Annotated in this window: 21 protein-coding genes; 11 read left to right on the top strand and 10 right to left on the bottom strand. The window is 71.6% G+C overall.

The features are described 5' to 3' along the window. Nucleotides 1-31: 31 nt before the first annotated feature. Both B9O00_RS28975 and B9O00_RS28970 read left to right on the top strand, forming a co-directional pair. Nucleotides 32-1,984, top strand: coding sequence for a methyl-accepting chemotaxis protein (locus B9O00_RS28975; RefSeq protein ID WP_085126365.1), 1,953 nt, complete (start codon nt 32-34; stop codon nt 1,982-1,984). 186 nt (nt 1,985-2,170) lie between these two features. After that, nucleotides 2,171-3,511, top strand: coding sequence for an NAD(P)/FAD-dependent oxidoreductase (locus B9O00_RS28970; RefSeq protein ID WP_085126363.1), 1,341 nt, complete (start codon nt 2,171-2,173; stop codon nt 3,509-3,511). Between the two features lie 41 nt (nt 3,512-3,552). On the opposite strand, the gene B9O00_RS28965 is transcribed toward B9O00_RS28970, so the two are convergent. Further along, entirely contained in the window at nt 3,553-3,870 is a 318-nt protein-coding gene (locus B9O00_RS28965) for a DUF1476 domain-containing protein (RefSeq protein WP_085126361.1), read from the bottom strand. A 194-nt stretch (nt 3,871-4,064) separates the two neighbouring features. On the opposite strand from B9O00_RS28965, the gene B9O00_RS28960 reads away from it, so the two are divergent. Beyond that, complete coding sequence (locus tag B9O00_RS28960; RefSeq protein WP_085126359.1) at nt 4,065-4,829, top strand: NRDE family protein; 765 nt, start codon at nt 4,065-4,067, stop codon at nt 4,827-4,829. A gap of 34 nt (nt 4,830-4,863) precedes the next feature. Here B9O00_RS28960 and B9O00_RS28955 read toward each other — a convergent pair whose 3' ends face one another. After that, nucleotides 4,864-5,583, bottom strand: coding sequence for an SOS response-associated peptidase (locus tag B9O00_RS28955; protein ID WP_085126357.1), 720 nt, complete (start codon nt 5,581-5,583; stop codon nt 4,864-4,866). A gap of 242 nt (nt 5,584-5,825) precedes the next feature. Between B9O00_RS28955 and B9O00_RS28950 the strand changes: the two genes are divergently transcribed. From B9O00_RS28950 to B9O00_RS28935, 4 genes are all read left to right on the top strand, one after another. Next, nucleotides 5,826-7,829, top strand: coding sequence for a ribonucleoside-diphosphate reductase subunit alpha (locus B9O00_RS28950; RefSeq protein WP_085126355.1), 2,004 nt, complete (start codon nt 5,826-5,828; stop codon nt 7,827-7,829). A 119-nt stretch (nt 7,830-7,948) separates the two neighbouring features. Further along, complete coding sequence (locus B9O00_RS28945) at nt 7,949-8,908, top strand: ribonucleotide-diphosphate reductase subunit beta (RefSeq protein ID WP_085126353.1); 960 nt, start codon at nt 7,949-7,951, stop codon at nt 8,906-8,908. A gap of 400 nt (nt 8,909-9,308) precedes the next feature. After that, nucleotides 9,309-9,614, top strand: coding sequence for a hypothetical protein (locus B9O00_RS28940; RefSeq protein ID WP_179243992.1), 306 nt, complete (start codon nt 9,309-9,311; stop codon nt 9,612-9,614). A gap of 147 nt (nt 9,615-9,761) precedes the next feature. Next, nucleotides 9,762-10,253 (top strand): hypothetical protein, encoded by a 492-nt coding sequence (locus B9O00_RS28935; RefSeq protein ID WP_143596386.1) that lies wholly within the window; start codon nt 9,762-9,764, stop codon nt 10,251-10,253. A 33-nt stretch (nt 10,254-10,286) separates the two neighbouring features. On the opposite strand, the gene B9O00_RS33245 is transcribed toward B9O00_RS28935, so the two are convergent. The 3 genes from B9O00_RS33245 to B9O00_RS28925 all read right to left on the bottom strand — a co-directional run bounded on the left by B9O00_RS33245 (nt 10,287) and on the right by B9O00_RS28925 (nt 13,686). Beyond that, the gene (locus B9O00_RS33245) at nt 10,287-11,405 is read right to left on the bottom strand and encodes a nucleotidyltransferase domain-containing protein (protein ID WP_089229833.1); all 1,119 of its coding nucleotides are present in this window, start codon (nt 11,403-11,405) and stop codon (nt 10,287-10,289) included. Next, nucleotides 11,402-12,553: a PqqD family peptide modification chaperone gene (locus B9O00_RS33240; protein WP_089229834.1), complete on the bottom strand. Its 1,152-nt coding sequence runs from the start codon at nt 12,551-12,553 to the stop codon at nt 11,402-11,404. Before B9O00_RS33240 ends, B9O00_RS33245 begins: the two co-directional genes overlap by 4 nt. 182 nt (nt 12,554-12,735) lie before the next feature. Beyond that, nucleotides 12,736-13,686 carry a GlxA family transcriptional regulator gene (locus B9O00_RS28925; protein ID WP_085126349.1) on the bottom strand — a complete coding sequence of 317 codons (951 nt, stop codon included), beginning with the start codon at nt 13,684-13,686 and terminating at the stop codon, nt 12,736-12,738. 106 nt (nt 13,687-13,792) lie between these two features. Between B9O00_RS28925 and bcoG the strand changes: the two genes are divergently transcribed. Then, complete coding sequence (gene bcoG / locus B9O00_RS28920) at nt 13,793-14,701, top strand: 3-dehydrocarnitine:acetyl-CoA trimethylamine transferase BcoG (protein ID WP_085126347.1); 909 nt, start codon at nt 13,793-13,795, stop codon at nt 14,699-14,701. A 40-nt stretch (nt 14,702-14,741) separates the two neighbouring features. Here the strand turns inward: bcoG and B9O00_RS28915 are convergent, their stop codons facing one another. From B9O00_RS28915 to B9O00_RS28895, 5 genes are all read right to left on the bottom strand, one after another. Beyond that, nucleotides 14,742-15,044 carry a YciI family protein gene (locus tag B9O00_RS28915; protein WP_085126345.1) on the bottom strand — a complete coding sequence of 101 codons (303 nt, stop codon included), beginning with the start codon at nt 15,042-15,044 and terminating at the stop codon, nt 14,742-14,744. Between the two features lie 18 nt (nt 15,045-15,062). Further along, nucleotides 15,063-15,926, bottom strand: a complete 864-nt coding sequence (locus B9O00_RS28910; protein ID WP_089229835.1) for a TauD/TfdA dioxygenase family protein — start codon at nt 15,924-15,926, stop codon at nt 15,063-15,065. 94 nt (nt 15,927-16,020) lie between these two features. Beyond that, a complete protein-coding gene (locus B9O00_RS28905; RefSeq protein WP_085126341.1) occupies nt 16,021-17,265 on the bottom strand; it encodes a pentapeptide repeat-containing protein in 1,245 nt (414 codons plus the stop codon). 179 nt (nt 17,266-17,444) lie between these two features. Beyond that, nucleotides 17,445-18,689 (bottom strand): pentapeptide repeat-containing protein, encoded by a 1,245-nt coding sequence (locus tag B9O00_RS28900; protein WP_085126339.1) that lies wholly within the window; start codon nt 18,687-18,689, stop codon nt 17,445-17,447. 168 nt (nt 18,690-18,857) lie between these two features. Further along, on the bottom strand, nt 18,858-22,541 hold the full coding sequence (locus B9O00_RS28895; protein ID WP_085126338.1) for a hydantoinase B/oxoprolinase family protein: 3,684 nt from the start codon (nt 22,539-22,541) through the stop codon (nt 18,858-18,860). Between the two features lie 406 nt (nt 22,542-22,947). Between B9O00_RS28895 and B9O00_RS28890 the strand changes: the two genes are divergently transcribed. The 3 genes from B9O00_RS28890 to B9O00_RS33235 all read left to right on the top strand — a co-directional run. Beyond that, nucleotides 22,948-23,514, top strand: a complete 567-nt coding sequence (locus B9O00_RS28890; protein ID WP_143596385.1) for a hypothetical protein — start codon at nt 22,948-22,950, stop codon at nt 23,512-23,514. A 16-nt stretch (nt 23,515-23,530) separates the two neighbouring features. Beyond that, the gene (locus B9O00_RS28885) at nt 23,531-25,198 is read left to right on the top strand and encodes a methyl-accepting chemotaxis protein (RefSeq protein ID WP_085126333.1); all 1,668 of its coding nucleotides are present in this window, start codon (nt 23,531-23,533) and stop codon (nt 25,196-25,198) included. Between the two features lie 252 nt (nt 25,199-25,450). After that, nucleotides 25,451-26,525, top strand: a 1,075-nt coding sequence (locus B9O00_RS33235) for a globin-coupled sensor protein (RefSeq protein WP_085126331.1), incomplete at its 3' end; no start/stop codon positions are given.

Here is a 26,525-nt window from a genome sequence, read left to right as displayed (position 1 = left end):
CCTCCCTACCGAGTTCGTGCGGAGCCTACCCATGGCCGCTCTCAAGATCTCCCAGAAGCTCGGCATCGCCTCGCTTCTGTTCGTGGTGCCGATCGCCTACCTGATCTGGGCCTTGATCGGCCAGCAGAACATCGCGATCGACTTCGCCGGCAAGGAGATTGCCGGGACGCTCTACCTGCGCGGCCTGGACGGCGTGCAGGCCGAGCTGGCCAAGGCGGTGCTGGCGGAGACGAACCCGGTGCCGCCGGCCGAGCGCGTGCGGGCGCTCGAGACGCGCTACGGCGAGGGCATGGAGAGCGCCGAGCTGGCGAAGCAGGCCGGGGATGCCCTGGCGGCAGCCGGTGAGACCCGCTCGGCCGAAACGCTGGCCGCCGCGCAGCACAGCCTGCGCGCCCTGATCGGCCGGATCGGCGACAAGTCGAACCTGATCCTCGATCCGGACCTCGACAGCTTCTACGCGATGGACCTGGTGCTGCTGAAGCTGCCCGACCTGATCGACCGCGTCGCGGACATGGGCGTGCTCAGCCGCAGGATCTGGGCCGACGGCAGCATCGGCAACGACGAGAAGGTCGACTTCTACCTGGCGCTCGGAGCCATCCGCTCTCTGGGCGACGGCATCGACGGCTCCGTCGCCTCCGGCTACAGCGGCAATGCCGACGGCAGCCTGAAGGCCAACCTGGACGCCAGCTACCAGGCCGCGAAGCAGGCCGACCTCCAGTTCCAGCAGAAAGTCGAGAAGGCGGCGGTCGACGCCGCCGAAGCCGGGAAGACCCTGGCCACGCTCGACCGCTTCTACGGCATTGCGTCGGCCGAGCTGGAGCGCCTGCTAAACCGTCGAATCGAGGGCTTCGTCGCCAGCCAGCGTCTGACCCTGGCGATCACCGCGCTGCTGTTCCTGATCGCCGCCGGTGCCGTGCTGTCGCTGGTGCGCGTCGCGGTGATCCGCCGGCTGCGCCGCCTGACCGAGACCATGACCGCACTCGCCGGCGGCGCGCTCGACACCGAGGTCGCCGACGGCGAGGCCCGCGACGAGGTCGGCGACATGGCGCGCGCCGTCGCGGTCTTCAAGAGCGGCCTGATCAAGGCTCGCGAGCTCGAGGAGGAGCACGTCCGGGCCGAGGCCGCGCGCACGGCACGCGCCGAGCGCATCGACGCCCTGACCGCCGGCTTCGAGAAGAGCGTCGCCGCGCTCGCCGACACCCTGTCGTCGGCCACCAGCGAGATGCAGCGCAGCGCCCGGTCGATCGACGCCGCCTCGGAGACGAGCGCCCGGCAGAGCACCGCGGCGGCGGCCGCCTCCGAGCAGGCCTCCGGCAACGTTCAGACTGTCGCGAGTGCCGCCGACGAGCTGACCGCCGCGATCGACGAGCTCGGCCGCCAGGTCGACACGGCCTCGGGCGTCGCCAGCGAGGCAGCCGGCGAGTCCGAGCGGACCAACAAGCTGGTCGGGAGCCTGGCCGAGACCGCGAGCCGAATCGACACCGTCACCTCGCTGATCAACGAGATCGCCGAGCAGACCAACCTGCTGGCGCTGAACGCGACGATCGAGGCGGCGCGCGCCGGCGAGGCCGGCAAGGGCTTCGCCGTGGTCGCCTCCGAGGTCAAGAACCTCGCGACCCAGACCGCCAGGGCGACCGAGGAGATCGGCACCCAGATCGCCGCGATGCAGGGCGTCACCGGCCAGACCGTCGAGGCGATCGGCTCGATCGGCGCGACGATCACCCGGATCAACGAGATCGCCGCGACCATGGCGGCCACGGTCGACCAGCAGGGCTCGGCGACGCGCGAGATCGCGCGCAGCGTCCAGGAGGCGGCGACCGGCACGCGCTCGGCGACGAGCAACGTCGAGGAGGTCAAGCAGGCCACCGGCGAGACACGGACCGCGGCCGGCCAGGTGCTGACCGTCGCCGACCGCCTGACGGGCGAGGCCGAGGCCCTGTTCCGCGAGGTCGAGCAGTTCCTGGCCGCCGTGAAGGCCGCCTGACCGCCCCGGCCGGGAGCCCTCGCGAGGGCCCTGGCAGCCGCCGGCGGGGCCGCTATACTCCCGCGCCGGAACGGACGGCGGGGCGGCGGAAGCGGTGATGATCGGCAATCGGAAAAGCGGGCGGATGTCCGGCGGGACCGGCGACGGGCGCCCTGCCCGGCCGGCCCGCTAGCCCGGAAGCCGCCCTTGGGCCCGATCACCGCCCGCAGCCCGCTGCAGTTCCGAGACCGGCTGCCGGAGGCCGCCGATGTCGTCGTCATCGGCGGCGGCGTCGCGGGCGTCGCGACCGCCTGGCATCTGGCCCGCCAGGGCGTCAGGGTCGTGCTCTGCGAGAAGGGCCGGATCGCCGGCGAGCAGTCGAGCCGCAACTGGGGCTGGGTGCGCCGGCTCGGCCGCGACCCCGCCGAGATGCCCCTGATGATGGAAGCCAACCGGATCTGGCAGGGTCTCGCCGAGGCGACCGGCGAGGATCTCGGCTTCCGGGCCGAAGGCGTCGTCTACCTGCACGAGACCGAGGCCGAGGAGGCGGCGCACCAGTCGGTGGTCGACACCGCCCGGGAGCACCAGCTCGAGATCCGCCTGCTCGGCCCGCGCGAGATCGACTCGCTGATCGACGGTCGGCCGGGGCGCTGGCGCAGCGCCATCCACTGCCCGGGAGACGGCCGCGCCGAGCCCTGGCAGGCCGTGCCGGCGCTGGCCCGGGCGGCGCAGCGCGAAGGCGCGGCCATCGCCGAGGACTGCGCGGTGCGGGCCCTCGACCTGGCGGCAGGCCGTGTCGCCGGCGTCGTCACCGAGCGGGGCCGGATCCGCGCCGAGCGGGTGCTGCTGGCCGGCGGTGCCTGGTCGTCACTCTTCCTGCGCAACCACGATCTCTCGCTGCCGCAGCTGGCCATGCGCGCCACCGTTGCCCGCACGGCGCCCGGCCCCGCGGTCTTCGGCGGCGGCGCGGTCGACGGCCGGCTGGCCTTCCGCCGGCGGCTCGACGGCGGCTACAGCCTCGCGCTCGGCGACCGGCACGACCACTTCATCGGGCCCGATTCCTTCCGCTTCCTCCGGCCGTTCCGGCAGACGATCCGCGAGTCCTGGCGGGAGACGCGGCTGCGTCCCGCGGCGCCCCGCGGCTATCCCGACGCCTGGGGAACGCCGCGGCGCTGGCAGCCCGACGAGGCCAGCCCCTTCGAACGGATGCGGGTGCTCGATCCGCTGCCCTCGCCCGGCGCAGCGGATCTGATGAGGCGACGTCTCGCCGAGCGCCTGCCGGCACTGGCCGGACTGGCGCTGACCGACGTCTGGGCCGGCATGATCGACACGCTGCCCGATGTCGTGCCGGTGCTCGATTCGCTGGCCGACCTGCCCGGCCTCCATGTCGCCACCGGCTTCAGCGGCCACGGCTTCGGCATCGGTCCGGCCGCTGGCCGGGTCATGGCCGACCTCCTGCAGGGCCGGCCGGCCGGGCACGACCTCTCGCGCTTCCGCTTCGCACGCTTTTCCGACGGCACGCCGATCCGGCCCGGGCCGGCGCTCTAGGGAAAGACGGCCCGGGCCCGCCGGTCCCGGCGGGCCGCCGACTACTCCGTCATCACCTGTCGCTTGGCGACGTCGCGCAGCTCGTCCATCTTCTTGCGCAGGCGGTGCTCGGAGAGCTCGATGTCCCTGGCCTTCAGGTCGCCCAGCACCTTGCGGACCACGTCGTCGTCGCCGGCCTCCTCGAAATCCGAGGAGATCACGTCACGGGCATAGGCATCGGCTTCCTCGCCCTTCAGACCGAGCATCTCGGCGACCCAGAGCCCGAGCAGCTTGTTGCGGCGCACCTCGACTCTGAACTGCAGCTCGGAATCGTGGCTGAACTTGTCCTCGAAGGCCTTCTCACGGTCCTGGAAGCTCATCTCGGGTCCTTCCTCGCGAAGCCGCCGTCGGGCAGGCTCGATATCTGTCGGTCGTCAAATCGGCAGCGCCAGGGGCGCGTCACGCCTGAGATAGGCGTCGCGCCCCGGCGCGGCTAGGTTATAGCGACAAGCTCTGGTTCCGTGAACCTCGTGCGGAGCCGTTCCCGGTTCTTTTCTGAGGCCCCTCCTTTCCCATGTGCACCCTCGTCCTCCTGCGCCGGCCCGACCACGACTGGCCGCTGATCGCCGGCACCAATCGAGACGAAATGACCGATCGTCCGAGCCGCCCCCCGGGGCGCCACTGGCCGGAGCGGCCGGACGTGGTGGCCGGACAGGACGCGCTGTCCGGCGGCTCCTGGCTGGGCCTCAACGACCACGGCGTGATGGCGGCGGTGCTCAACCGGCGCGGCAGCCTGGGCCCGGCCCCCGGCAAGCGCAGCCGCGGCGAGCTGGTGCTGGAGGCGCTCGACCACGCGGAGGCCGCGGCGGCGGCCTGGGCGCTGGCCGACCTCGACCCGCGGGCCTACCGCAGCTTCAACCTGGTGATCGCCGACGAACGGGACGCCTTCTGGCTGCGCAACGTCGGCGAGGCGGCCGAGGGCATCGAGGTGACCCCGCTGCCGCCCGGCCTGACCATGCTGACCGCCTTCGACCGCAACGACCCGGTCAGCCCGCGGATCAGGCGCTTCCTGCCGCGCTTCGAGGCGGCGCCGGCGCCCGATCCGGGTGCGGGCGACTGGTCGGCCTGGCAGGCCCTGCTTGCCGAGCGCTCCGAGGAGATGGGCAGCGAGGAGGCGGCGATGACCGTGGTCCGGCACGACGGCTTCGGCACGGTCTCCTCCTCCCTGCTCGCCCTGCCGAGCATCGAGAAGCGCCACGCCGGCCCGCCGGTGCGGCCGGTCTGGCTGTTCGCCGACGGCCGGCCGGGCGAGGCGGAATACCGGCCGGTCGGCGACTGAGCGGACGGCCCCCGCCCCCGGGAGGGACGGCGCCTCAGAACAGGCTCTGCTGCCGCGGCGGCGGGGCGGCTGCCCCCGGCTCGACCTCCTCGAGCAGCGAGAGGTCGTCGTTGGCGACCTTGTTGACCCGGGGCGAGACCGGATAGGCCCGCCAGCCGGCGGGATCGAGCGGCGTCAGCAGGGCCTGCAGGGCCGCCGGCCCCGCGTCGGGCGCCAGCCAGGCGGCCTGGGCCGCCGGCGGCAGGATCACCGGCATCCGGTGGTGGATCGGCCGCAGCAGGTCGTTGGCGTCGGTGGTCAGGATCGTGCAGCTCTCCACGGCCGGCGCCTCACGCGGCTCCTGCGGGTCGTGCCAGCGCTCCCAGAGGCCGGCGAAGGCGAAGGGCGCGCCGTCGCCGCGGCAGATCCGGAAGGGCTGCTTGCCGGCCTCGCGCACCTGCCACTCGTAGAAGCCGTCGGCCGCGATCAGGCAGCGGCGCGCCGCGAAGGCCTTGCGGAAGGCCGACTGGGTCGCGACCGTCTCGGAGCGCGCGTTGATGAACCTGGCGCCGATCTTCCGGTCCTTGGCCCAGGGCGGCAGCAGGCCCCAGCGCAGCGAGACGGCGTGCCGCTCGCCGTCCTCGCCGAGGCGCACGACCAGGACGTCCTGGGTCGGCGCGATGTTGGCCCGCGGCTGCAGGTTCGGCCGCTCGACGAAGCCGAACAGCTCCTTCAGCGCCTCCAGCGGGCTGGTCAGGGTGAAGCGTCCGCACATGCCGCCATTGCCCACGGCCCGGCGCGTGCCGTCAAGGGGGCCGGACCGGAACCGGTGGCCCGGAGTCCCTGCGAGCGACGTTGCGACAGGCCCGCGGTTGCCTTAATCGCTGTTCTCTGTATGTTCTAGCTGACACGAAGCCGTAACCTCCTGCATATTGTGTCGGCTCAGTGCGGCGGCCCCATATCTGGGTCTCTTGTGGATAACACGGCGCCCGAAAAGGGTGGAAAACGGGGGCAAGCATGGACGGATCCGGCTTTCTCGGCGCGACGCGCGACTCGGCGGCCCAGGACCAGGCCGACCAGGCGGTGGACAAGTCTGTCGACAAGTCGCGCCACGCACTCGAAGAGCCGAGCCTGTTCAACGGCCAGGTCGCCGACCACTTCCAGAACGAGCGCGGCATCTCGGTCTTCATCGACCGCTCGCGCGACGCCCGGCTGACCGACTTCGGCAAGCAGACGCTGGACGACCGCTATCTGATGCCCGGCGAGTCCTACCAGGACCTCTTCGCCCGCGTCGCCGCCGGCTTCGCCGACGATTCCGCCCACGCCCAGCGGCTCTACGACTACATCTCGAAGCTCTGGTTCATGCCGGCGACGCCGGTGCTGTCGAACGGCGGCCTGGACGAGGACAAGCAGCGCGGCCTGCCGATCTCCTGCTTCCTCAACGAGGCCAACGACAACCTGGAATCGATCGTCGGCCTCTGGACCGAGAACGTCTGGCTGGCGGCGCGCGGCGGCGGCATCGGCAGCTACTGGGGCAACCTGCGCTCGATCGGCGAGAAGGTCGGCCAGAACGGCAAGACCAGCGGCATCGTGCCCTTCGTGCGGGTCATGGACTCCCTGACCCTGGCGATCAGCCAGGGCTCGCTGCGCCGCGGCTCGGCCGCCGTCTACCTGCCGATCGACCATCCGGAGATCGAGGAGTTCGTCGAGATCCGCCGGCCGACCGGCGGCGACCCGAACCGCAAGGCGCAGAACCTGCACCACGGCATCACGGTGCCCGACGCCTTCATGCGCGCCGTCACCGAGGACGGCGAGTGGGCGCTGCGCAGCCCGAAGGACAAGTCGGTGGTCAAGAAGATCTCGGCGCGCGCGCTGTGGATCCGCATCCTGACCGCGCGGATCGAGACCGGCGAGCCCTACCTGATCTATTCCGACCACGTGAACAAGGCGATGCCGGAGCACCACAAGCTGTCCGGCCTCGAGGTCAAGATGTCGAACCTGTGCAGCGAGATCACGCTGCCGACGGGGCTCGACCACCTGGGCAACCAGCGCACCGCCGTCTGCTGCCTCTCGTCGCTCAACCTCGAGACCTACGACGAGTGGCAGGACGCCGAGGGCTTCGTCGAGGACGTCATGCGCTTCCTCGACAACGTGCTGTCGGACTTCATCCGCCGCACCGAGGGCATCCCCGGCTTCGAGCGCGCGCGCTACTCGGCCCAGCGCGAGCGCTCGGTCGGGCTCGGCGTCATGGGCTTCCACTCCTACCTGCAGAAGAACGGCATTCCCTGGGAGTCGGCGCTGGCGAAGTCGTTCAACCTGCGCGTCTTCAGGAAGATCCGCGGCGAGGCCGACGCCGCCAGCCGCAAGCTGGCCGCCGAGCGCGGCGCCTGCCCCGACGCCGCCGAGCACGGCTTCCAGGAGCGCTTCTCGAACAAGATGGCGATCGCGCCGACCGCCTCGATCTCGATCATCTGCGGCGGCGCCTCGCCGGGCATCGAGCCGAACGCCGGCAACGCCTACACCCACAAGACGCTGTCCGGCTCCTTCGCGGTGCGCAACCCCTACCTGGAGCGCCTGCTGGAATCGAAGGGCCGCAACGACGCCGCGACCTGGACCTCGATCACCACCGCCGAGGGCTCGGTGCAGCACCTCGACTTCCTGACCGACGACGAGAAGGACGTCTTCAAGACCGCCTTCGAGCTCGACCAGCGCTGGCTGATCGAGCATGCCGGCGACCGCGCGCCCTTCGTCTGCCAGGCCCAGTCGCTGAACCTCTTCCTGCCGGCCGACGTCCACAAGCGCGACCTGCACCAGCTGCACCTGATGGCCTGGAAGCGCGGCGTGAAGTCGCTCTACTACTGCCGCTCCCGCTCGCTGCAGCGCGCCGAATCGGCGCACAGCCACGCCGCTGCCCTGGCCGCGGCGGAAGGCAGCGCGCTGCCGCTGCGCGGCCGGGTCAACGGCGCCGACCGTCCGGCGCCGGCCCAGGTCGACTACGAGGAATGCCTGGCCTGCCAGTAGGCGGGCAGGCCACCACCGGCCCGGCGGGGCCCGCTCTGCCAGGGGCAGGCGCCCGCCGGGCCGGACCAACACCGGAAGGACGGGCAGGCCCGTCCGCAGAAAGAGACGCGGAAGACTCGATGTCCCTGCTCGACGCCGATCCGATCTACAAGCCCTTCCGCTACCCCTGGGCCTACGACGCCTGGCTGATCCAGCAGCGCGTGCACTGGCTGCCCGAGGAGGTGCCACTGGCCGAGGACGTGCGCGACTGGAACCGCAAGCTGAGCGAGTCCGAGCGCAACCTGCTGACCCAGATCTTCCGCTTCTTCACCCAGTCGGACGTCGAGGTGAACAACTGCTACATGCGCCACTACTCGCGCGTGTTCAAACCGACCGAAGTCCAGATGATGCTGGCGGCCTTCTCCAACATGGAGACGATCCACATCGCCGCCTACAGCCACCTGCTCGACACCATCGGCATGCCGGAGAGCGAGTACTCGGCCTTCCTCCACTACAAGGAGATGAAGGACAAGTACGACTACATGCAGGCCTTCGGGGTCGAGACCAAGCAGGACATCGCGACCACACTGGCGGTGTTCGGCGCCTTCACCGAAGGGCTGCAGCTGTTCGGATCCTTCGCGATCCTGCTGAACTTCCCGCGCCACAACAAGATGAAGGGCATGGGCCAGATCGTCAGCTGGTCGGTGCGCGACGAGTCGCTGCACACCCAGTCGATCATCCGCCTGTTCCGCACCTTCTGCGAGGAGAACCCGGAGATCTGGAACGATGCTCTCCGGCATCGGCTCTACAAGGCCTGCGAGACCATCGTCACCCACGAGGACGCCTTCATCGACCTCGCCTTCGAGCTCGGCGGCGTCGAGGGGCTGACGGCGGCCGAGGTCAAGGCCTACCTGCGCTACATCGCCGACCGGCGGCTCGCCCAGCTGGGCCTGCAGCCGCTCTACGGCAGTCAGGAGAATCCCCTGCCCTGGCTCGACGCCATGCTGAACGGCATGGAGCACACGAACTTCTTCGAGAACAGGGCGACCGAGTACTCGAAGGCCGCCACCCGCGGCAGCTGGGAGGAGGCCTTCGACTGAGAGCTGCGTGCCGTTGGCGCGAAGCTGCGGCTTCGCGATCGGGACGCCAGTGCCGCTGCCCGCCTTACCCCGTCGTCGCCGTCCAGATACCTTGCCTTACCCGGGACGGCGGCGGCGCAGGCAGCGGGATCTCCCTGTGGACCACTTCCGGCGGTCGTGCCCCGCGCCCAAGAACGAGACCGACCGCCGGATTTTGTCGACGAGGGGACGGAGCGTCAGGCGGGCATCCGTTCCGGCCCATCGCCGCGCCGGCCACAGGCCGGTCACGGCCTTGTCACAGCCTGACACGCCGGCCACGGCTCGGTCACTTCCCAGCGCCGCTCCGCTCGTGGAGCCTGGATCGGCTCGCCTTCCGTCTTCCTGCGGGAGCCGCGAGCCGATCAGGTACGAGGAGCGATTCATGACTTCCGATCCGAGCAAGACCGACCCGGCCGTCGACTCGACCGTCGAGGCCCGCCGCCGATTCCTGGCGTCCTGTGGCCGCTTCGCGGCGGCAACCCCGCCGGCCATGGCGCTGTTGCTCGCGGACGCCGGCCGCAGCCCCGTCTTCGCCCAGTCAGGCGGCTACGGCGGCGGCGACGGCCACAGCGGCGAGGAGCACGGCGACAACGGCTTCGGCAACGGCGGCTTCGACGGCACGCCGGGCCACTCCGGATTCAGCCACTCCGGCAACGCCCACGAGAAGCGGGACGACCGCATCCGCTGACCGCACGACCGGGCCCGGCGCCGGCTCGCGGGCCGCGCCGGGCCCGCGCGCGTTGCCCGCGCCGCCGTTGCGGCGCAGAGTCTCCGCCGGTCCTGACGCGGGCGAGGCGACGAGGTTGTCATGGTCGGCAAGGCGCGAGCGACGGCAATGATCCGAGCGACGGCCGGGATCGGCGGCTTCGTCGGCGCTGCCCTGCTCGTCGCGGCGAGCGGATCGCCGGCCCGCGCCGCGTCGGCCCTGTCGGGCACCTGGGCCGGCGACGACCGGGGCACCTACTACCTCAGCCAGACCGCGGGCCTGCTCTACTGGTACGGCGAATCGGCCGACCGGGTGCCGCGCCCGGACGCCCTCGAGGCCGACGACACCCGTCCCGCCTGGTCCCAGGTCTTCGCGGGCCGGATCGGCAAGGCCTGCCTGCGCGGCAGCTGGGCCGACGTGCCCAAAGGCGCGGCGAGCGGAGCGGGCACGGCCGACCTGGCGATCCTCGCCGACGGCAACGTCCTGGTCGTGGTCCGTGCGACCGCCGGCTTCCCGGCCAGGCGCCTGACCCGCGCTTCCTTTGCCGACCGCGGGCCGGCGGAACGGCGGCCCGCCATCCCGGAAGAGGCGGCACGCGCCGCCTGCCCGCCCGCCGAATGAGCAGCCCCGACCGCCGCCGCCGGCCGAGGCCCGTCACTGCACCTTGAACAGCCGGTCGACGACGCCACGCAGCGTGCTCTTGCCGAGGAACTGCGCGGCGTGATGGAGCCGGCGGTCGAGCAGCGTGCCGCGCTCTGCGTAGAGCCCCTCCATCCGGTAGCGCGCGAAGGCCCCCCACAGGTTCGCCAGCGGCAGCCCGAGCATGGCCAGCAGCGGCAGGCGCAGCTGCAGCAGGCAGCGCCCGGCCTCCCGGCGGGCGGCCCGGCCGGGCGCGCTCGGCAGCGGCCAGGGCAGGTCGAAGAGCCGTCCGGCCGCCAGCACGTAGGACTGCAGCGGCGTGTCGAGCTGATGCTCCGTCAGGTGGCGGTCGATGAAGTCCCAGTCGATCGCCGGACCGTGCCGGCGGGCCAGGACGGTGAAGTCGTAGAGCTGCCGAAGCTCGATCACGCCGCGATAGTAGTTGCCCCGATGGTGGATCTGGGCGTGCAGCAGGTTGTGCAGCAGCCGGTGGGTCGGCGAGGGCACGAGGCAGGCGCCCTCGGGCAGCCCGAGCGCGCCGGCGTCGCGCCACAGGGCCGACGCCGGCAGCAGATAGGCCGCGTCGATCGGCTCGATGTGCAGGTCGACGGCGGCCGGCTGCCCCGGCTGTGCGAAGTCGCCGTAGGCGTGGTGCCCCTGCGGATAGCGGGAGACCGCCCGGTAGCCCAGCGCCTGCAGGGCGGCAAGCGCGTCGTTCAGCCGCCGGGCCGGCACCATCACGTCGAGATCCCGGATCATCCGCGCGGCCGCATCGGGATAGTCGCCGGCGAACAGCGCGACGCCGCCCTTGAGCAGCAGCGGCGTGACGCCGGCCTCGTCGAAGGCGCGCACCAGCGTCTCGGCCTGGCCGCGCAGGCGGCGGTTGCGCGCGCCGTTGCAGTCGTGCAGCAGCGCCAGGTAGGCACGCAGGTCGTCGGGCAGCTCGCCCAGCCGGCCGGCCTGCGCCAGCGCGGCATGCAGCGCCGGCCCCAGGTAGTGGTCGTTGGCCAGGGCGGACACGCCCAGCCAGTCGACCGCTCCGCTCCGGCGGGCCGACGCCTCGGCGCCGCCGGCATCGGGCCGCAGCGCCTCGGCGACGGTCTGCAGGGCCTCGCGCGAGTGGATGCGGATCATGACGTCAGCTCGAGCAGGCGGGCGACGGCGTCGTCGAGCCCGGCGAGGCGTAGCTCGAAGCAGGGCACCGCCGCGATCCACCCGACCAGCCGCTCCACCTTGCGCGCGTCGAGGCCGTCGCCCAGGGAGTAGCTCTCGCCGAGCAGGCGCGCGAGCGCCTCGGCGCGCGACAGCGGCAGCAGCGCCGCCTCTCCCACCTCGACCCGGCGCGGGAAGACGATCCAGCCGACCGGCAGGCCGGCGCGCGGCCCCGGCGGCGCCGGGGGCGGCAGGAAGCGGACCCGCTTGCCGTCCGGCCGGCGATGCACCGGCAAGGCCGCGAGGCCGGGGAAGCGATCGGCGAGCAGCCTCCAGGCGCCTGGCTTGAGGCAGAGGGCGAAGGGCAGCGGGCGCGCCCGCCCGGCTTCCGACAGCACGAGGGTGTCGTCGCCGAGCAGCGTCATGCCGGCCGCCAGCAGGGCCGCCGTCAGAGTGCTCTTGCCGCTGCCCGAAAGCCCCGGCAGCAGCAGGGCCCGCCCGCCGGCACCGAGGCCGGCCGCGTGCAGCGCCGAGATCCCGGCGCAGCGCTCCAGCGCGAGCTGGACGAGGCCGCCCTTGACCATCGGCACGACCTCGCAGCGCTCCCCGCAGGCGAGCACGACGCGCCCCTCGGCAGCGAGCGCGTATCCCGTCGCCGTCTCGCGCAGCTCGACGGCCAGGGCCTCCGGCCCGGCCGGGCCGGCGGCCAGCGGCCCCAGCAGGTCCGCGAGGGCCGTCTCGAACCCGGCCGGCACGGCGGCGAGCTCGAAGGCGGTGTCGAGCAGGCGGTAGCGGCGGCGCGGCCGGCCGGCCGCGGCGGCCCGCAGCGGCTCGGCCGCGGGCAGCGCCAGCCCGAGCGCCTGCCATCGCCGCAGCATCGCTGCGACGTGGGCGTCGGCCTCGCTCGCCCGGAACCCGAAGGCCTGCTGGAGCCGCCGCGCGATCTCGGCCGCGGCGAGCCGCTCTTCCAGGCAGCACCAGATGTAGGCAGCCGCGGTGTTCAGGCCGAACAGCTGACGGCTCGCGGCGTCGAACAGCACGGCACCGTCGTCGAGCAGATGCAGGCTGACCCCGGGCGACGGACCGGGACCGTCCGCCGGCCGCGACAGCTCGGCAGTATCAGAGGGCATGGCTCGAACCGTCTCTTTCTCTCGCCTGGTGAGCAGGGCGTCGGGGGCGCTCCCGTTTTTGGTCGGGAGTCAAAGCATCCCTGTTTGAGCTGCGGTTGTGAGCATTCGATGACCAAGCTCGGGCGAACAGCGGGCGCCGTGATCTTGTGACGGCTGCTGGAGACCGCCACCGGGCGGGTGGATCAGGTGCCGCGCGCCCGGCGGATCGAGCGGATCGTCGCCTTGAAATGCCCGGAGAAGGCGCGCGACAGGGTGGCGCCCGAGGCGAAGCCGGTGCGCACGGCGATCTCCGCGGCGCCGAAGTCGGTCTCCTCGGCGAGGCGCCGGGCCGCCTGCAGGCGCAGGGACTGGTAGTAGCGGCCCGGCGGCAGGCCGAACTCGCGCTGGAAGGCGCGCGCCAGCGAGCGCGGGGAGGCCCCGCAGCGCCGGGCCAGCTCGGCCAGCGGCAGCGGCGTCTCGAGGTTGCGCCGCATCAGCGCGACGGCGGAGACGAGGCGCGGCGTCAGCTCGACCAGGCGGCGGCTGCGCGCGCCGCGGAACGGCCGGTCGGCGGCGTGCTCGGCGTCGTAGATGAAGAGGTTCATGACGTCGAAGGTCAGCGCCTCGCCGCAGCGGTCGCGGATCAGCCGCAGCATCAGGTCGAGCACGGCCGTCGCGCCGCCCGCCGTGACCGCCCGGCCGTCGATGGCGTAGCGCTCGCCGACCGCCTCGACCGTCGGGAAGGCTTCGTCGAAGGCCTCGAGCTCCTGCCAGTGGATCGTCGCCCGCCGGCCGTCGAGCAGGCCGGCCGCCGCGAGCAGCCAGCTGCCGGTGTCGAGTCCGGCGAGGCGCTGCGACCGCTGGGCGGCGCGGCCGAGCGCGGCGAGCGCTGCCGGGCCGGCGCGCTCGCGGAACCCATAGCCGGCGACGACGAACAGCAGGTCGAGCGGACCGGCCTCGGCGAGCGGCCGGTCCGGATTGACCGCGATGCCCGACGAGGAGGTCGCCGGCGCCCCGTCGGGCGTCAGCAGGCTGCGCCGGAACAGCAGGCGGCCGGACAGCTGGTTGGCCGCGCGCAGGGGCTCGATCGCGTTGGCCAGCACCAGGTTGCTGAAGCCGTCGAACAGCAGGAAGCCGTAGTGCGCCTGATCCATGGCGCTTTATGCAATTCAAATGGCAGGATCAGCAAAATCATTCGGCGCGATCGGCGCTAGGATCGTGCCTCTGGGGGCTGGACGCCCGCCGACGAGAGGAGCCGTCATGAACTGGGAAGTCTTCATCACCTGTGCCGTGACCGGCGCCGGCGACACCGCCGACAAGTCCGACAAGGTGCCGGTGACGCCGAAGCAGATCGCCGAGTCGGCCGTCGAGGCCGCCAGGGCCGGCGCCGCCGTCGCCCACATCCACGTCCGCGACCCCGAGACCGGCAAGGCCGCGCGCAAGACCGCCTACTACCGCGAGGTCGTCGAGCGGGTGCGCGAGGCGAATCAGGACGTCGTGCTGAACCTGACCGCCGGCATGGGCGGCGACCTGGTGATCGGCTCGGCCGAGCAGCCGCTGCCGCTCAATCCGGAGGGCACCGACATGGTCGGCGCCGAGGAGCGGCTGGAGCACGTCGCCGAGCTGCTGCCGGAGATCTGCACGATCGACTGCGGCACCATGAACTTCGCCGCCGGCGACTACGTCATGACCAACACGCCCTCGATGCTGCGCGCCATGGCCAGGCAGGTGAAGGAGCTCGGCGTGCGGCCCGAGATCGAGGTCTTCGACACCGGCCACCTCGTCCTGGCCAAGCAGCTGGTCAAGGAAGGCCTGATCGAGGATCCGGTCATGATCCAGCTCTGCATGGGCATCCCCTACGGGGCGCCCGACGATCCGCTGACCCTGCTCGCCCTGGCCAACCAGGTGCCGCAGGACTGGACCTTCTCGGCCTTCTCGATCGGCCGCATGCAGCTGCCCTTCGTCGCCATGGCGGCGCTGGCCGGCGGCAACGTCCGGGTCGGGCTGGAGGACAACATCTATCTCTCGAAGGGCGTGCTGGCGAGCAACGGCGACCTGGTCGAGCGCGCGCGCACGATCCTGGAGGCGATGAACGTCAGGGTCCTGAGCCCCGCCGAGGTCCGCGAGAAGCTGAAGCTGACCAAGCGGCCGGTCGCGGCCGCCGCCTGATGCGTGGCAGGCGGCTGTCGCCGCCCGCTCGCTCCGCTGGTCAGTCCTGTTCCTCGCGGTTCAGGATCGCAGCGTTGAGGTAGCGGATGCTGGTCCTGCCGCGCAGGCCGGCCTTCGTCGCGGGGTCGTTCGCGAAGAAGGCCTCGGCCTCGGCGCGGGTCGCCACGTCGAGCACCAGCAGGGAGCCGGTCTTGGTGAGTCCGTCGTCGTCCCTGAGGCTGCCGGCGGCCAGGATGACGTCGCGGTTGGCCAGCTCGTACTGCCAATGGGCGTCCATCACCTCGGCATCGCCCCGGATCGCGGGGCCCTTCTCGTTGTCGTCGCTGACGATCAGCCAAGCCATGTCGCGTTCCGTCTCCCCTCAAGGTCTCGCGCTGGCGATCCCGTCGCTCTCCCGTGCCGAGGACACGAAGCTGGCGAGGGTGCGCTCTTCGCGGTAGTCCCAGGGGGTACCACGATGCAGCGTCGCGCGCTCGTCCCAGATCAGGACGTCGCCGACCCGCCAGCGGTGCGAATAGATCGCCTCGGGCCCGGTCACCGCGGCGGTCAGCTCCTCGATCAGCCGCGCGCCCTCCTGCGGCATCAGGCCCCGGACACCGGCGGCGTGGGCGCCCAGGAACAGCGCCTCCGCGCCGTTGCGCGGATTGCGCCAGGTCATGCGCCAGCAGGTCGGCCGGAACTTCGTGTAGATCGGCTGCTCGGCCAGCCGCGCGTCGACCAGCGCCCGGGAATGGGCGAAGCTGTGCACCGCGATCCGGTCGCGCGCCCGCGCCTTGAGATCCTCGGGCAGGCGCGCCCAGCCGGCCCGGGTCGAGACGAACTCGGTGTCGCCGCCGGCGGCCGGGATCGTGCAGCCGAGCAGGATGTTCGAGATGGCCGGCGTCGGCAGGAAGGAGCTGTCGGTGTGCCAGAAGAAGTTGGACTTCAGGTCCAGCAGGCGCAGCTCGGCATCGTCCGTCAGACCGCCCCCGCCGCCGGCGTTCGACACCATGGGGCGGGTCGGCGGCACGCCGTCAGGGGCGTCGCGCAGGTCCTCGAGCGGGCCGAACAGCTCGGCCAGGGCGCGGTGCGCCGGCTCGTCGAGCCGCTGGCCGCGAAACAGCAGCAGGGAGTGCTGCTCGAACAACGCCCGGATCTCCGGATAGAGCCGCGAGGCGGTCACGTCCCGCAGATCGACGTGGAGCACCTCGACACCGAAATCCGGGTGCAGGCCGACCGTCTGCATGCGCGCCTCCGACCCGCCGGTCACGACGATCCGGCTCGAGCGACGATAGGCACGCGCCGGCGGGCCGGCAAGCCCGGCGCCGCGCTCCGCTCGGCTAGGCGATCAGCTGCTCGTCGAGGATCGTGCCGACCAGGGTCGCGCCCTCGGCCCGGAAGCCCGAAAGGCGCGCCTCGATCAGGTTGGCCATGGTCAGGTCGGCGCCGCTGGCGTCGGCATCGCTGAGATTGGCGCCCGACAGGTTGGCCGGCCACTTGCGGCCGATCGTGCGGCCCTGGCTGTCCTTGAGGTCGACCGCGCTCAGCTTGCACTCGCGCAGGTTCGCCTCGGCGAGGTCGGCGTCGGTCAGGTTGACGCCGTCCATCATGGCGCCCTCCATGTTGGCGCCGACCAGACGCGCGCCCGAGAGGTCGGCCATGACCAGCGAGGCCCCGGACAGGTCGGCGCCGGTCAGGTTGCAGCTGCGCAGGGAAGCGCCCGACAGCTCGCAGCCACGCAGGTCGATGTGACTGAGGTCGACCTCGGTCAGGGTCGCGCGCTCGCCCTCCGAGCCCTGGGAGCGGACCCAGTGCATGTGGTGGTTGAGGGCGGTCCGGACGTCGCGCGGCAGCGTGTCCCGCGACAGGTTGAGCGTCGCCCCCGCGATCGAGGCGGTCGAGAAGTCGAGCCCCTCGATGCAGGCGCCGGTCATGTTGGCGCCGTCGAAGGTGCAGCCTTCGATGACCGCGCCGCTGAGGTCGGCGCCGACCAGCGACACCTCCTTGAGGCTGGCGCCGCGCAGGTCGGCGCCGCGCAGGTCGCAACGCGCCAGGCTGCCGCCGTCGGCGACCACGCCCGAGAGGTCGGCGCCGCGCAGCAGCGAGTAGGCGACATTGGCGCCGGTCAGGCGCGCGCCGCGCAGGTTGGCGCCCTTCATGTTGGCGCGCTTGATCATCGCCTTGTCCAGGTCCGAGCCGGACAGGTCGCAGGGCTCGAACACGATGGTCTCGCCGCCGCCGGTGATCAGCGAGCCGCCGCGCAGGTCGGCGCCCTGCAGATTGGCGTTGTGGAGCGTCGCCTGGGCCAGCTCGGCGCCGCGCAGGTCGGCCTCGATCAGCCGGCTCTCGGTCAGGTCGGCACGGCTCAGGTTCGCCGCGAAGAGGTCGGCGCGGCTGAAGTTCGCCCGGCGCAGGTTGGCCCGGCGGAAGTCGCAGCCGGACAGCAGGGCCTCGCGCAGGTCGATGCCGGTCAGGCTGGCGCCGGAGAGATCCTTGTGGCGCAGGTTGGCCCGGCGGCCCTGGCCGCGGTTGCGCAACCACTGCTCGTGGCCCTGAAAGGCTTCGACCAGTTCCTGCGGCGTCATCAACGGTTCCTTCTCTGTCGGCCGGCGCCGGGCCCGCGCCGGACCCGTCCGGGGCGCAGGCCGTCTGCCCCGTTCAGCAGCTTTTGCTTCAAACGGAAAGAACCCGTTAATCCGGACTCGACCGTGGGGTGAATCGGCCGCGCAGGGCCGTGGAATCGACCCGGCCGCGGGCCCGTCGCTCAGGCGATCAGTTGCTCCTCGAGGAAGGTGCCCTCGAGCTTGGCGCCTTCGCTGCGCAGGCCGGCCGTGTCGGCATCGACCAGGTTCGCCATCGTCAGGTCGGCGCCGCTGAAGTCGGCGTTGCGCAGGCAGGTCCCCGAGAGGTTGGCCGGCCACTTGCGGCCGATCGGCCGGCCGGCGCCGTCCTTGAGGTCGACGGGGCCGATCTGGGCGGCGCGGAAGTTGGCGCCGGTCAGGTCGGCGTCGGCGAGATTGACGCCGTCCATGATCGCGCCTTCCAGGTTGGCGCCGATCAGCCGCGCCCCGGACAGGTCGGCCATGACCAGGTAGGCGCCCGACAGGTCGACCGAGGTCAGGTTGCAGCGGCGCAGCGAGGCCCCCGACAGCTCGCAGCCGCGCAGGTCGATGCGGCTGAGGTCGACCTCGGTCAGGGTCGCGCGCTCGCCCTCCGCGCCCTGGGAGCGCACCCAGTTCATGTGCTGGTTCAGCACGCTGCGGATGTTGCGCGGCAGGGTATCGCGGGACAGGTGCAGCTTGGTGCCCTGGAGCGAGGCGGCCGAGAAGTCGAGGCCCTCGACGCAGGCGCCGGTCAGGTCGGCGCCGTCCAGGCGGCAGCCCTCGATGTTGGCGCCGGTCAGGTCGGCGCCGACCAGCGAGGCGTTCCTGAAGCTGCCGCCGCGCAGGTTCGCCCCGCGCAGGTCGGAGCGCGCGAAGCTGCTGCCGTCGGCGACGACGTCGCTGAGGTTGGCGCCGCGGAGCAGCGATTCCGACAGGTTGGCGCCGGTCAGGCGGGCCGCCTGCAGGTTGGCGCCGTTCATGTTGGCCTTGGCGATCAGGGCCTTGTCCAGGTCGGAGCCGGACAGGTCGCAGGGCTCGAAGACGACGGTCTCGCCGCCGCCGGTGATCAGCGAGCCGCCGCGCAGGTCGGCGCCCTGCAGGTTGGCGTTGTGCAGGCGCGCCTGGCTGAGCTCGGCGCCGCGCAGGTCGGCCTCGATCAGCCTGGCCTCGGACAGGTCGGCGCGCGACAGGTTGGCGGCGAAGAGGTCGGCGCGGCTGAAGTTCGCCTGGCGCAGGTTGCAGCGGCGGAAGTCGGTGCCGGACAGCAGCGCCTCGCGCAGGTCGATGCCCGTCAGGCCGGCGCCGGAGAGGTCCTTGTGGCGCAGGTTCGCACGGCGGCCCTTGCTGCGGTTGCGCAGCCACTGCTCGTGATCCTGGATGGCCTTGACCAGTTCCTGAGGCGTCATCTCGGGTCCGTCTCTCTCCTGCGGCCGGGCACGCCGCCACGGCACGTCGGCCGCAGCCGGCGAGGCACCGGCCTCCCCGCCGTCTAGGATTTGCCTCAAAGGAAAAAGAACTGGTTAACCGCGCCTCAACCGGCGGCGAATTCGCCGCCGGCCGAGGCGCGGCCGCCGCTACTCCGCGGCCGCCCGTTGGGGCGCCGGCTCGCTGCGCTCGGCGACCGCGCCGTAGCCGCCGCCGGTCGGCGTCTGGATGACCAGCACGTCGCCGACGCCGAGCTCCTTCTTGTCGGTGCCGCTCATCGCCTCGCGCGTGCCGTCGGCGCGCTCGACCCAGTTGGCGCCGCACTGGCCGTCCTCGCCGCCCTTCAGGCCGAAGGGCGGCACGGTGCGGTGGCTGGCCAGCACCGCCGCGGTCATCGGCTCCAGGAAGCGCAGGCGGCGGATCGTGCCGTCGCCGCCGTTGTGCTTGCCGCGGCCGCCCGAGCCCTTGCGGATGCCGAAGGACTCGAGCAGCACCGGGAAGCGCCACTCCAGCACCTCCGGGTCGGTCAGGCGCGAGTTGGTCATGTGGGTGTGGATCGTGACGCCGTCGAAGTCGGGTCCGGCGCCCGAGCCGCCGCAGATCGTCTCGTAATACTGGTAGCGGGCGTTGCCGAAGGTGACGTTGTTCATGGTGCCCTGGGCCGCGGCCTGGACGCCGAGCGCGCCGTAGAGCGTGTCGGTCACGCACTGGCTGGTCTCGACGTTGCCGGCGACGGTCGCCGCCGGATACTGCGGATTGAGCATTGAGCCTTCCGGAATGATCAGCTCGAGCGGCTTGAGGCAGCCCTCGTTCATCGGGATGTCGTCGTCGACCAGGGTGCGGAAGACGTACATCGTCGCCGCCCGGCAGACGCTGGAGGGAGCGTTGTAGTTGTTGTCGAGCTGCGGGCTGGTGCCGGTGAAATCGATCAGGGCCGAGCGCCGCTTGCGGTCGATGGTGATCTTCACCTCCAGCCGCGCACCGTTGTCCATCGGATAGACGAACTCGCCGTCGCTCAGCACCTCGAGCACCCGGCGGACCTGCTCCTCGGCATTGTCCTGCACGTGGTCCATGTAGGCATGCACGACCGGCAGGCCGAAGTGGTCGACGGCGCGCATCAGCTCCTGCACGCCCTTGTTGTTGGCGGCGATCTGCGCCTTCAGGTCGGCGATGTTCTGCTCGGGATTGCGCGCCGGATAGCGCCCCGAGCCGAGCAGCTCGCGCAGCGCCTGCTCGCGGAAGCGGCCCTGGTCGACCAGCTTGAAGTTGTCGATCAGCACGCCCTCCTCCTCGACGGTGCGGGAGTCGGGCGGCATCGAGCCGGGCGTCGTGCCGCCGATGTCGGCGTGGTGGCCGCGGCTGGCGACGTAGAACAGGATGCGCTGGCCGGCCCCCTCGCCCTCGGGCTGGCCGAAGACCGGCGTCACCACCGTGACGTCGGGCAGGTGCGTGCCGCCGTTGTAGGGCGCGTTCAGCACGTAGACGTCGCCCGGCTTGATCCGGCCCTCGTTCTCGCGGATCACCGTGCGGATCGACTCGCTCATCGAGCCCAGGTGCACCGGCATGTGCGGCGCGTTGGCGACCAGGGCGCCGTCGGGCGCGAAGATCGCGCAGGAGAAGTCGAGCCGCTCCTTGATGTTCACCGAGTAGGCGGTGTTCTCCAGGGTCGAGCCCATCTGCTCGGCGATCGACATGAAGAGGTTGTTGAAGACCTCGAGCATCACCGGGTCGACCTCGGTGCCGACCGCCTTCTCGCGTTCGACCGGCACGACCCGGTTCAGCACCAGGTGGTTGCGCGCGGTCAGCTCGGCGCGCCAGCCGGGATCGAGCACCGTCGTCGAGGTCGCCTCCAGCACGATCGCCGGGCCGTCGATCGTGTCGCCGGGCTGCAGGACGTCGCGCTCGTAGACCGGGGTGTCGTGCCAGGCGCCGTTGGCGTACATCGGCCGCACCGCCTTGGGCGCCGGCCGCGGCCGGCTCTCGTCCCGGCTCAGCTGCGGGTCCTCGCCGGCCTCGGCGGCGCCGATCGCCTCGACCGAGACCGCCTCGACGATCAGCGGCTTCTCCTCCATGACGAAGCCGTAGCGCTGGCGGTAGGCCTGCTCGAAGCGCTCGACGATCTCGTCCCGGCTGCCCTGCTCGACGATGAGCGCCGAGTCGGTGCCCTCGTAGCGCAGGTGCACGCGCTTCATGACGGTGATGCGCTCGGGCATCACGCCCTGCTCCAGCATCTCGTCGTGGGCCGCCGCGCCGAGCCGTTCGAAGATCTCCCCGAGCTGCGCCAGCGAGGCCTCGAGCCGGGCCTCGACGGCCTCCTCCTTCATCAGGCGCAGGTCGGCGAGGCCCATGCCGTAGGCCGAGAGCACGCCGGCGTAGGGATGCAGGAAGATCCGGGTCATGCCGAGCGTGTCGGCGATGTCGCAGGCGTGCTGGCCGCCGGCGCCGCCGAAGCACTGCAGGGTGTATTCCGTGACGTCGTAGCCGCGCTGGGTCGAGATCTTCTTGATGGCGTTCGCCATGTTCTCGATGGCGATGCGCCGGAAGCCGTCGGCGACCTGCTCGGGGGCGCGGCGGTCGCCGGTCGCCTCGTGGATCTCGCGGGCCAGGGCCTCGAACTTGCGGCGCACGACCGCGCCGTCGAGCGGCTCGTCGGCATGGGGGCCGAATACCGCCGGGAAGAACTCCGGCTGGATGCGCCCCAGCATGACGTTGGCGTCGGTCACGGCCAGCGGGCCGCCGCGGCGGTAGCAGGCCGGCCCCGGGTTGGCGCCGGCGGAGTCCGGGCCGACCCGGTACTTGGCGCCGTCGAAGTGCAGGATCGAGCCGCCGCCCGCGGCGACCGTGTGGATCTGCATCATCGGCGCGCGCATGCGCACGCCCGCGACCAGCGTCTCGAAGGCGCGCTCGTACTCGCCGTCATAGTGCGCGACGTCGGTCGAGGTGCCGCCCATGTCGAAGGTGATGATCTTGCCGAAGCCGCCCATCGCCGCGGTACGCACCGCGCCGACGATGCCGCCGGCCGGGCCCGAAAGGATCGAGTCCTTGCCCTGGAAGGCGCGCGCGTCGGTCAGGCCGCCGTTCGACTGCATGAACATCAGGCTGACCGCGTCGGGCGTGCCGGCGCCGAGCTGGCCGGCGACCTGGTCGACGTAGCGGCGCAGGATCGGCGAGAGGTAAGCGTCGACCACGGTCGTGTCGCCGCGGCCGACCAGCTTCATCAGCGGGCTGACCTCGTGGCTGACGCTGATCTGGGTGAAGCCGATCTGCCCGGCGAGCGCCGCGACGGCGCGCTCGTGCTCGGGATAGCGGTAGCCGTGCATGAAGGCGATGGCGACCGAGCGGATGCCGTCGTCGTAGGCCTGCTGCAGGCCGGCGCGGGCGGCCGCGAGGTCGACCTCCTTCAGCACCTCGCCGTCGGCCTTGACGCGCTCGGAGATCTCGACGACGCGCTCGTAGACCAGCTCGGGCAGCTCGATCCTGCGGGCGAAGATCTTCGGGCGGTTCTGGTAGCCGATGCGCAGCTGGTCGGCGAAGCCTTCGGTGATCGCCAGCACGGTGCGGTCGCCCTTGCGCTCGAGCAGGGCGTTGGTCGCGACGGTCGTGCCCATCTTCACGGCGTCGATGCGCTGCGCCGGGATCGCCGCCTCGCGGGCGACGCCCAGGATGTCGCGGATGCCCTGGATGGCGGCGTCGCGGTACTGCTCCGGGTTCTCGCTCAGCAGCTTGTGGGTGCGGATCGAGCCGTCGGGCGCGCGCCCGACCACGTCGGTGAAGGTCCCGCCGCGGTCGATCCAGAACTGCCAGCCACCGACGCCCGAAAGGCCTTCCGCCATGATCGCTCCCTCGTCTTGAGAAGCCGGGATTGACGACGGTCGCACCCCAAATGTCAACGCCGGAGCCGGCGCCCGGGTCGTCGCGGACGGCCGGCGGCCGAGGCAGGAAAGCCCCTCGCGGCCCGGCCGCCCGCGCCCCGGCCTTCCGGACGGATCGCCCCCTGCCCGATCGCCGGAGCCGATCGCCGGCGACCGCGGGCCCGGCAACCGCGCAGGCGGGAAATACAGCGCCACCCCCTGACAGTACCGAGAGCCCCGGAGCGCTCGGCATTGTCCGGCGCGGCCAGAAATATGGAATGCGAATAGGTCGCATATGCGTCCATTTACGCCTCGTTCACGGTTAGATGCTTCTGTGCCTCATGAACGACCCCTGCGGGGGCAGTTGTTGCGGAAGATGGAGCATGAAATGCGGTACCTGTTATTTGGCCTGACGATGGCCCTCCTGCCATCCGTCGCACTGGCGTCGGACGACGTGCCGGCGAGCCTGATCGCCAAGCTGAAGGCCGACCTGGAAAAGCCGGTCACGGTCATCATGCTGCGCGCCCAGAACGAGCAGCACGCCAAGGTGACCCAGGCCGAGATCGACACACTCGACAAGAAGTGGCGCGCAGAGCGCGAGCAGCAGGAGCAGCCGCTGATCGCGCAGCTGATGGGCAACCCGATGACCTCCTACGTGACGCGCCTGGCCGCGCGCTCGGACGGCGTCATCGCCGAGGTCTTCGTGATGGACGACAAGGGCCTGAACGTCGGCCAGTCGTCGGTCACCAGCGACTACTGGCAGGGCGACGAGGCCAAGTACCAGAAGACCTACGCCGTCGGCCCCGACGCGGTCTTCGTCGACGAGATCGAGGTCGACAAGGCGACCGGCCGCCGCCGCCGCCAGGTCAGCTTCACCCTGACCGACCCGGCGACCGGCGAGAAGCTCGGAGCCGCCGCCATCGACATCAACCTCGACGAAATCAAGCGCCAGTAACCAGGAGCCGCCCCCCATGAAGATTTCCAGCAAACTGGCGCTCGCCTTCGGCGTCCTGGTCGCGACCGGCCTCGCCTCGGGCGCGGTCACCTACTGGTCGACGTCGCAGCTCGATTCGGCTGCCGCCTCGCTGGAGCAGGCGCGGCAGAACCAGCTCGACACCCGCTCCCTGCTCGGCAACGTCGAGTCCGCGCTCAACGACGTGCGCGCCTACCTGCTGACCGGCGATCCCAAGTTCGTCGGCAGCGTCGACCAGGAGCGCGCCGCCTACAAGCAGACGGTCGATCGCCTGAGCCAGGTCTACGCCGACGACGCCGGGCGCACCGCCGCCCTGGCCGCGCTCACCGAGGGCGCGCGCCGCTGGTACGAGGACGTCGGCTCGGTCCAGATCAAGCTGATGCAGCGCCCGGACACCGTCGAGCAGGCCAGGGCGATGACCTTCGCCGGCTTCGGCGACCGTGCCTATTCGAAGATCCGAGAGGCCTCCCAGAAGCTGCTGCAGATCGAGGCGGCGCACATCGAGGTGCTGACCGCCGAACGCGCGACCGCCAAGTCGATCGCCTTCGGCTCGGTGATCGGCGGCGCGCTGGCCGCCGTCGCCATCGCGCTCGGCCTCGGCCTCTGGCTGACCCGCGGCCTCGCCGGCCCGGTCGTCTCGATGACCGCGGCCCTGCGCCGCCTCGCCGAGGGCGACAAGGCCGTCGAGATCCCGGCCCAGGACCGCGGCGACGAGATCGGCGAGATGGCCAAGGCCGCCGAGGTGTTCAAGCAGAACATGCTGGAGGCCGAGCGCCTGACCGCCGCCCAGGCGGCCGAGCAGCAGGCCCGGGTCGAGCGCGCCGAGCGGCTGCAGAAGCTGACCGTCGACTTCGAGGGCGCGGCGGTCGGGCTGCTCGACCGCTTCGCCACCGCCGCCGGCAGCCTGCAGCGCACCGCCGGCGAGCTGTCCCAGCTGTCCGAGGAGACCGACCACGAGGCCGCGGCGGTGGCCCGCGGCGCCGAAGAGGCCAACGGCAACACCGAGACGGTCGCCGCGGCCTCGGAAGAGCTGGCCAGCGCGATCGCCGAGATCGGCCGCCAGGTCCAACAGTCGAGCAGCGTGTCCCAGCGCGCCAGCGAACGGGCCGCCAGCACCAACGAGCAGGTGCGCTCGCTGGCCGCGGCCGCCGAGCGGATCGGCGAGGTCGTCAACCTGATCAGCGAGATCGCCGAGCAGACCAACCTGCTGGCGCTGAACGCGACGATCGAGGCGGCCCGCGCCGGCGAAGCCGGCAAGGGCTTCGCGGTGGTGGCCTCGGAGGTCAAGAGCCTGGCGACCCAGACCGCCAAGGCGACCGAGGAGATCTCCTCGCAGATCGCCTCGATCCAGTCCGAGACCGGCAGCGCGGTCAAGTCGATCGGCGAGATCAACACCGTGGTCACCGAACTCAGCGACATCGCCACCGCGATCGCCTCGGCGGTCGAGGAGCAGTCCGCGGCGACCCAGGAGATCTCCGGCAACGTCGCCCAGGCCTCGGCCGGCACCGCCGAGGTCAGCCGGGCGATCGAGGGCGTCGCGACCGCGACGCGCCGGACCGGCGCCGCCGCCGGCGAGGTGCTGAGCTCGTCGCAGCAGCTCAACCAGGAGTCCGAGGAACTGCGCCGGCTGGTCGACCGCTTCCTGGGCAACGTCCGCGCCGCCTGAGCGACGGCTCCCGGCCTTCCGGAGCCGAGCATCTCTCGACGACAGGGAGCCGCCGGCCGAGCCGGCGGCTCCCGGCGTCTTCCGGCGTCGGCCCGAAGCCGGAATCCCTTCGCCATGCCGGAATCCCTTCGCCATGTAAGTGTGCTAAACCGTCGTTTTACACTTTTAAATGTAGAAGCATGTCATCGAGCGGCTGGAATCTTCCGGCCCCCCCCCCAACCTCGGCACGGCGCCGCTGCGCAGGGACCAGAGATGAAATCGAACGAGTATCTGAAGGAAAGGCTGACCTTCTCGCAGATCGACGCCGCGACCGGTGCCACGCTGCGGGCCGCGAAGCCCTGGCTGGAGCGCGAGCTGGCGAACGTCCTCGATGACTTCTACAAGCACGTCGACCGCCACCCGGAGACTGCGGCCTTCTTCCCGAACGAGCAGATCAAGCAGCACGCCCGGCAGGCCCAGCTGACCCACTGGAAGCTGATCCTCGAGGGCCACTTCGACGACAGCTACGTCCAGTCGGTCCGGCGCATCGGCCAGGCCCATCATCGCCTGGGTCTCGAGCCGCGCCTCTATATCGGCGGCTACTCCTTCCTGCTGACCCGCCTGCTGGCCGCGATCAACGCGCGCATCGCCTCGCGCTGGTCGAAGGCCTCGTCGGCCGAGCGCAGCGCGCTGCAGACCGCGGTCACCAAGGCGGCCCTGCTCGACATGGACTTCGCGATCTCGATCTACCTTGAGGCCGGCAAGGCCGAGAAGGAGGCGACCTTGAGCAGGGTCGCCGGCACCTTCGAGCGCGACGTCGGCGGCATCGTCGAGACCGTGTCCGGCGCCGCCAACGAACTGCACAGCACCGCCAAGAGCATGTCCGACATGGCGACGCTGACCAACCAGCGGGCGACCGGCGTCGCGACCTCCGCCGAGGAGGCGACCGGCAACGTCGCGACCGTCGCCTCGGCGGCCGAGGAGATGTCGCACTCGGTGCGCGAGATCTCGAGCCAGGTGCATTCGGCGACGCGCATCGCCCGCCAGGCGGTGACCCGTGCCGAGGAGACCGACCGGACCGTGCGCACCCTGGTCGAGACCGCCGACAAGATCGGCTCGGTCGTGACCCTGATCCAGGAGATCGCCGAGCAGACCAACCTGCTGGCGCTGAACGCGACGATCGAGGCGGCGCGCGCCGGCGAGGCCGGCAAGGGCTTCGCCGTGGTCGCCTCCGAGGTCAAGAACCTGGCGACCCAGACCGCCAAGGCGACCGAGGAGATCGGCCAGCAGATCAACGCCATGCAGGGCATCACCGACAACGCCGCCAAGGCCATCTCGGAGATCGGCA

This window comes from Tistlia consotensis USBA 355, assembly GCF_900177295.1.
Lineage (GTDB): Bacteria > Pseudomonadota > Alphaproteobacteria > Kiloniellales > DSM-21159 > Tistlia > Tistlia consotensis.
This window is presented reverse-complemented; position numbering and strand designations above follow the sequence as displayed.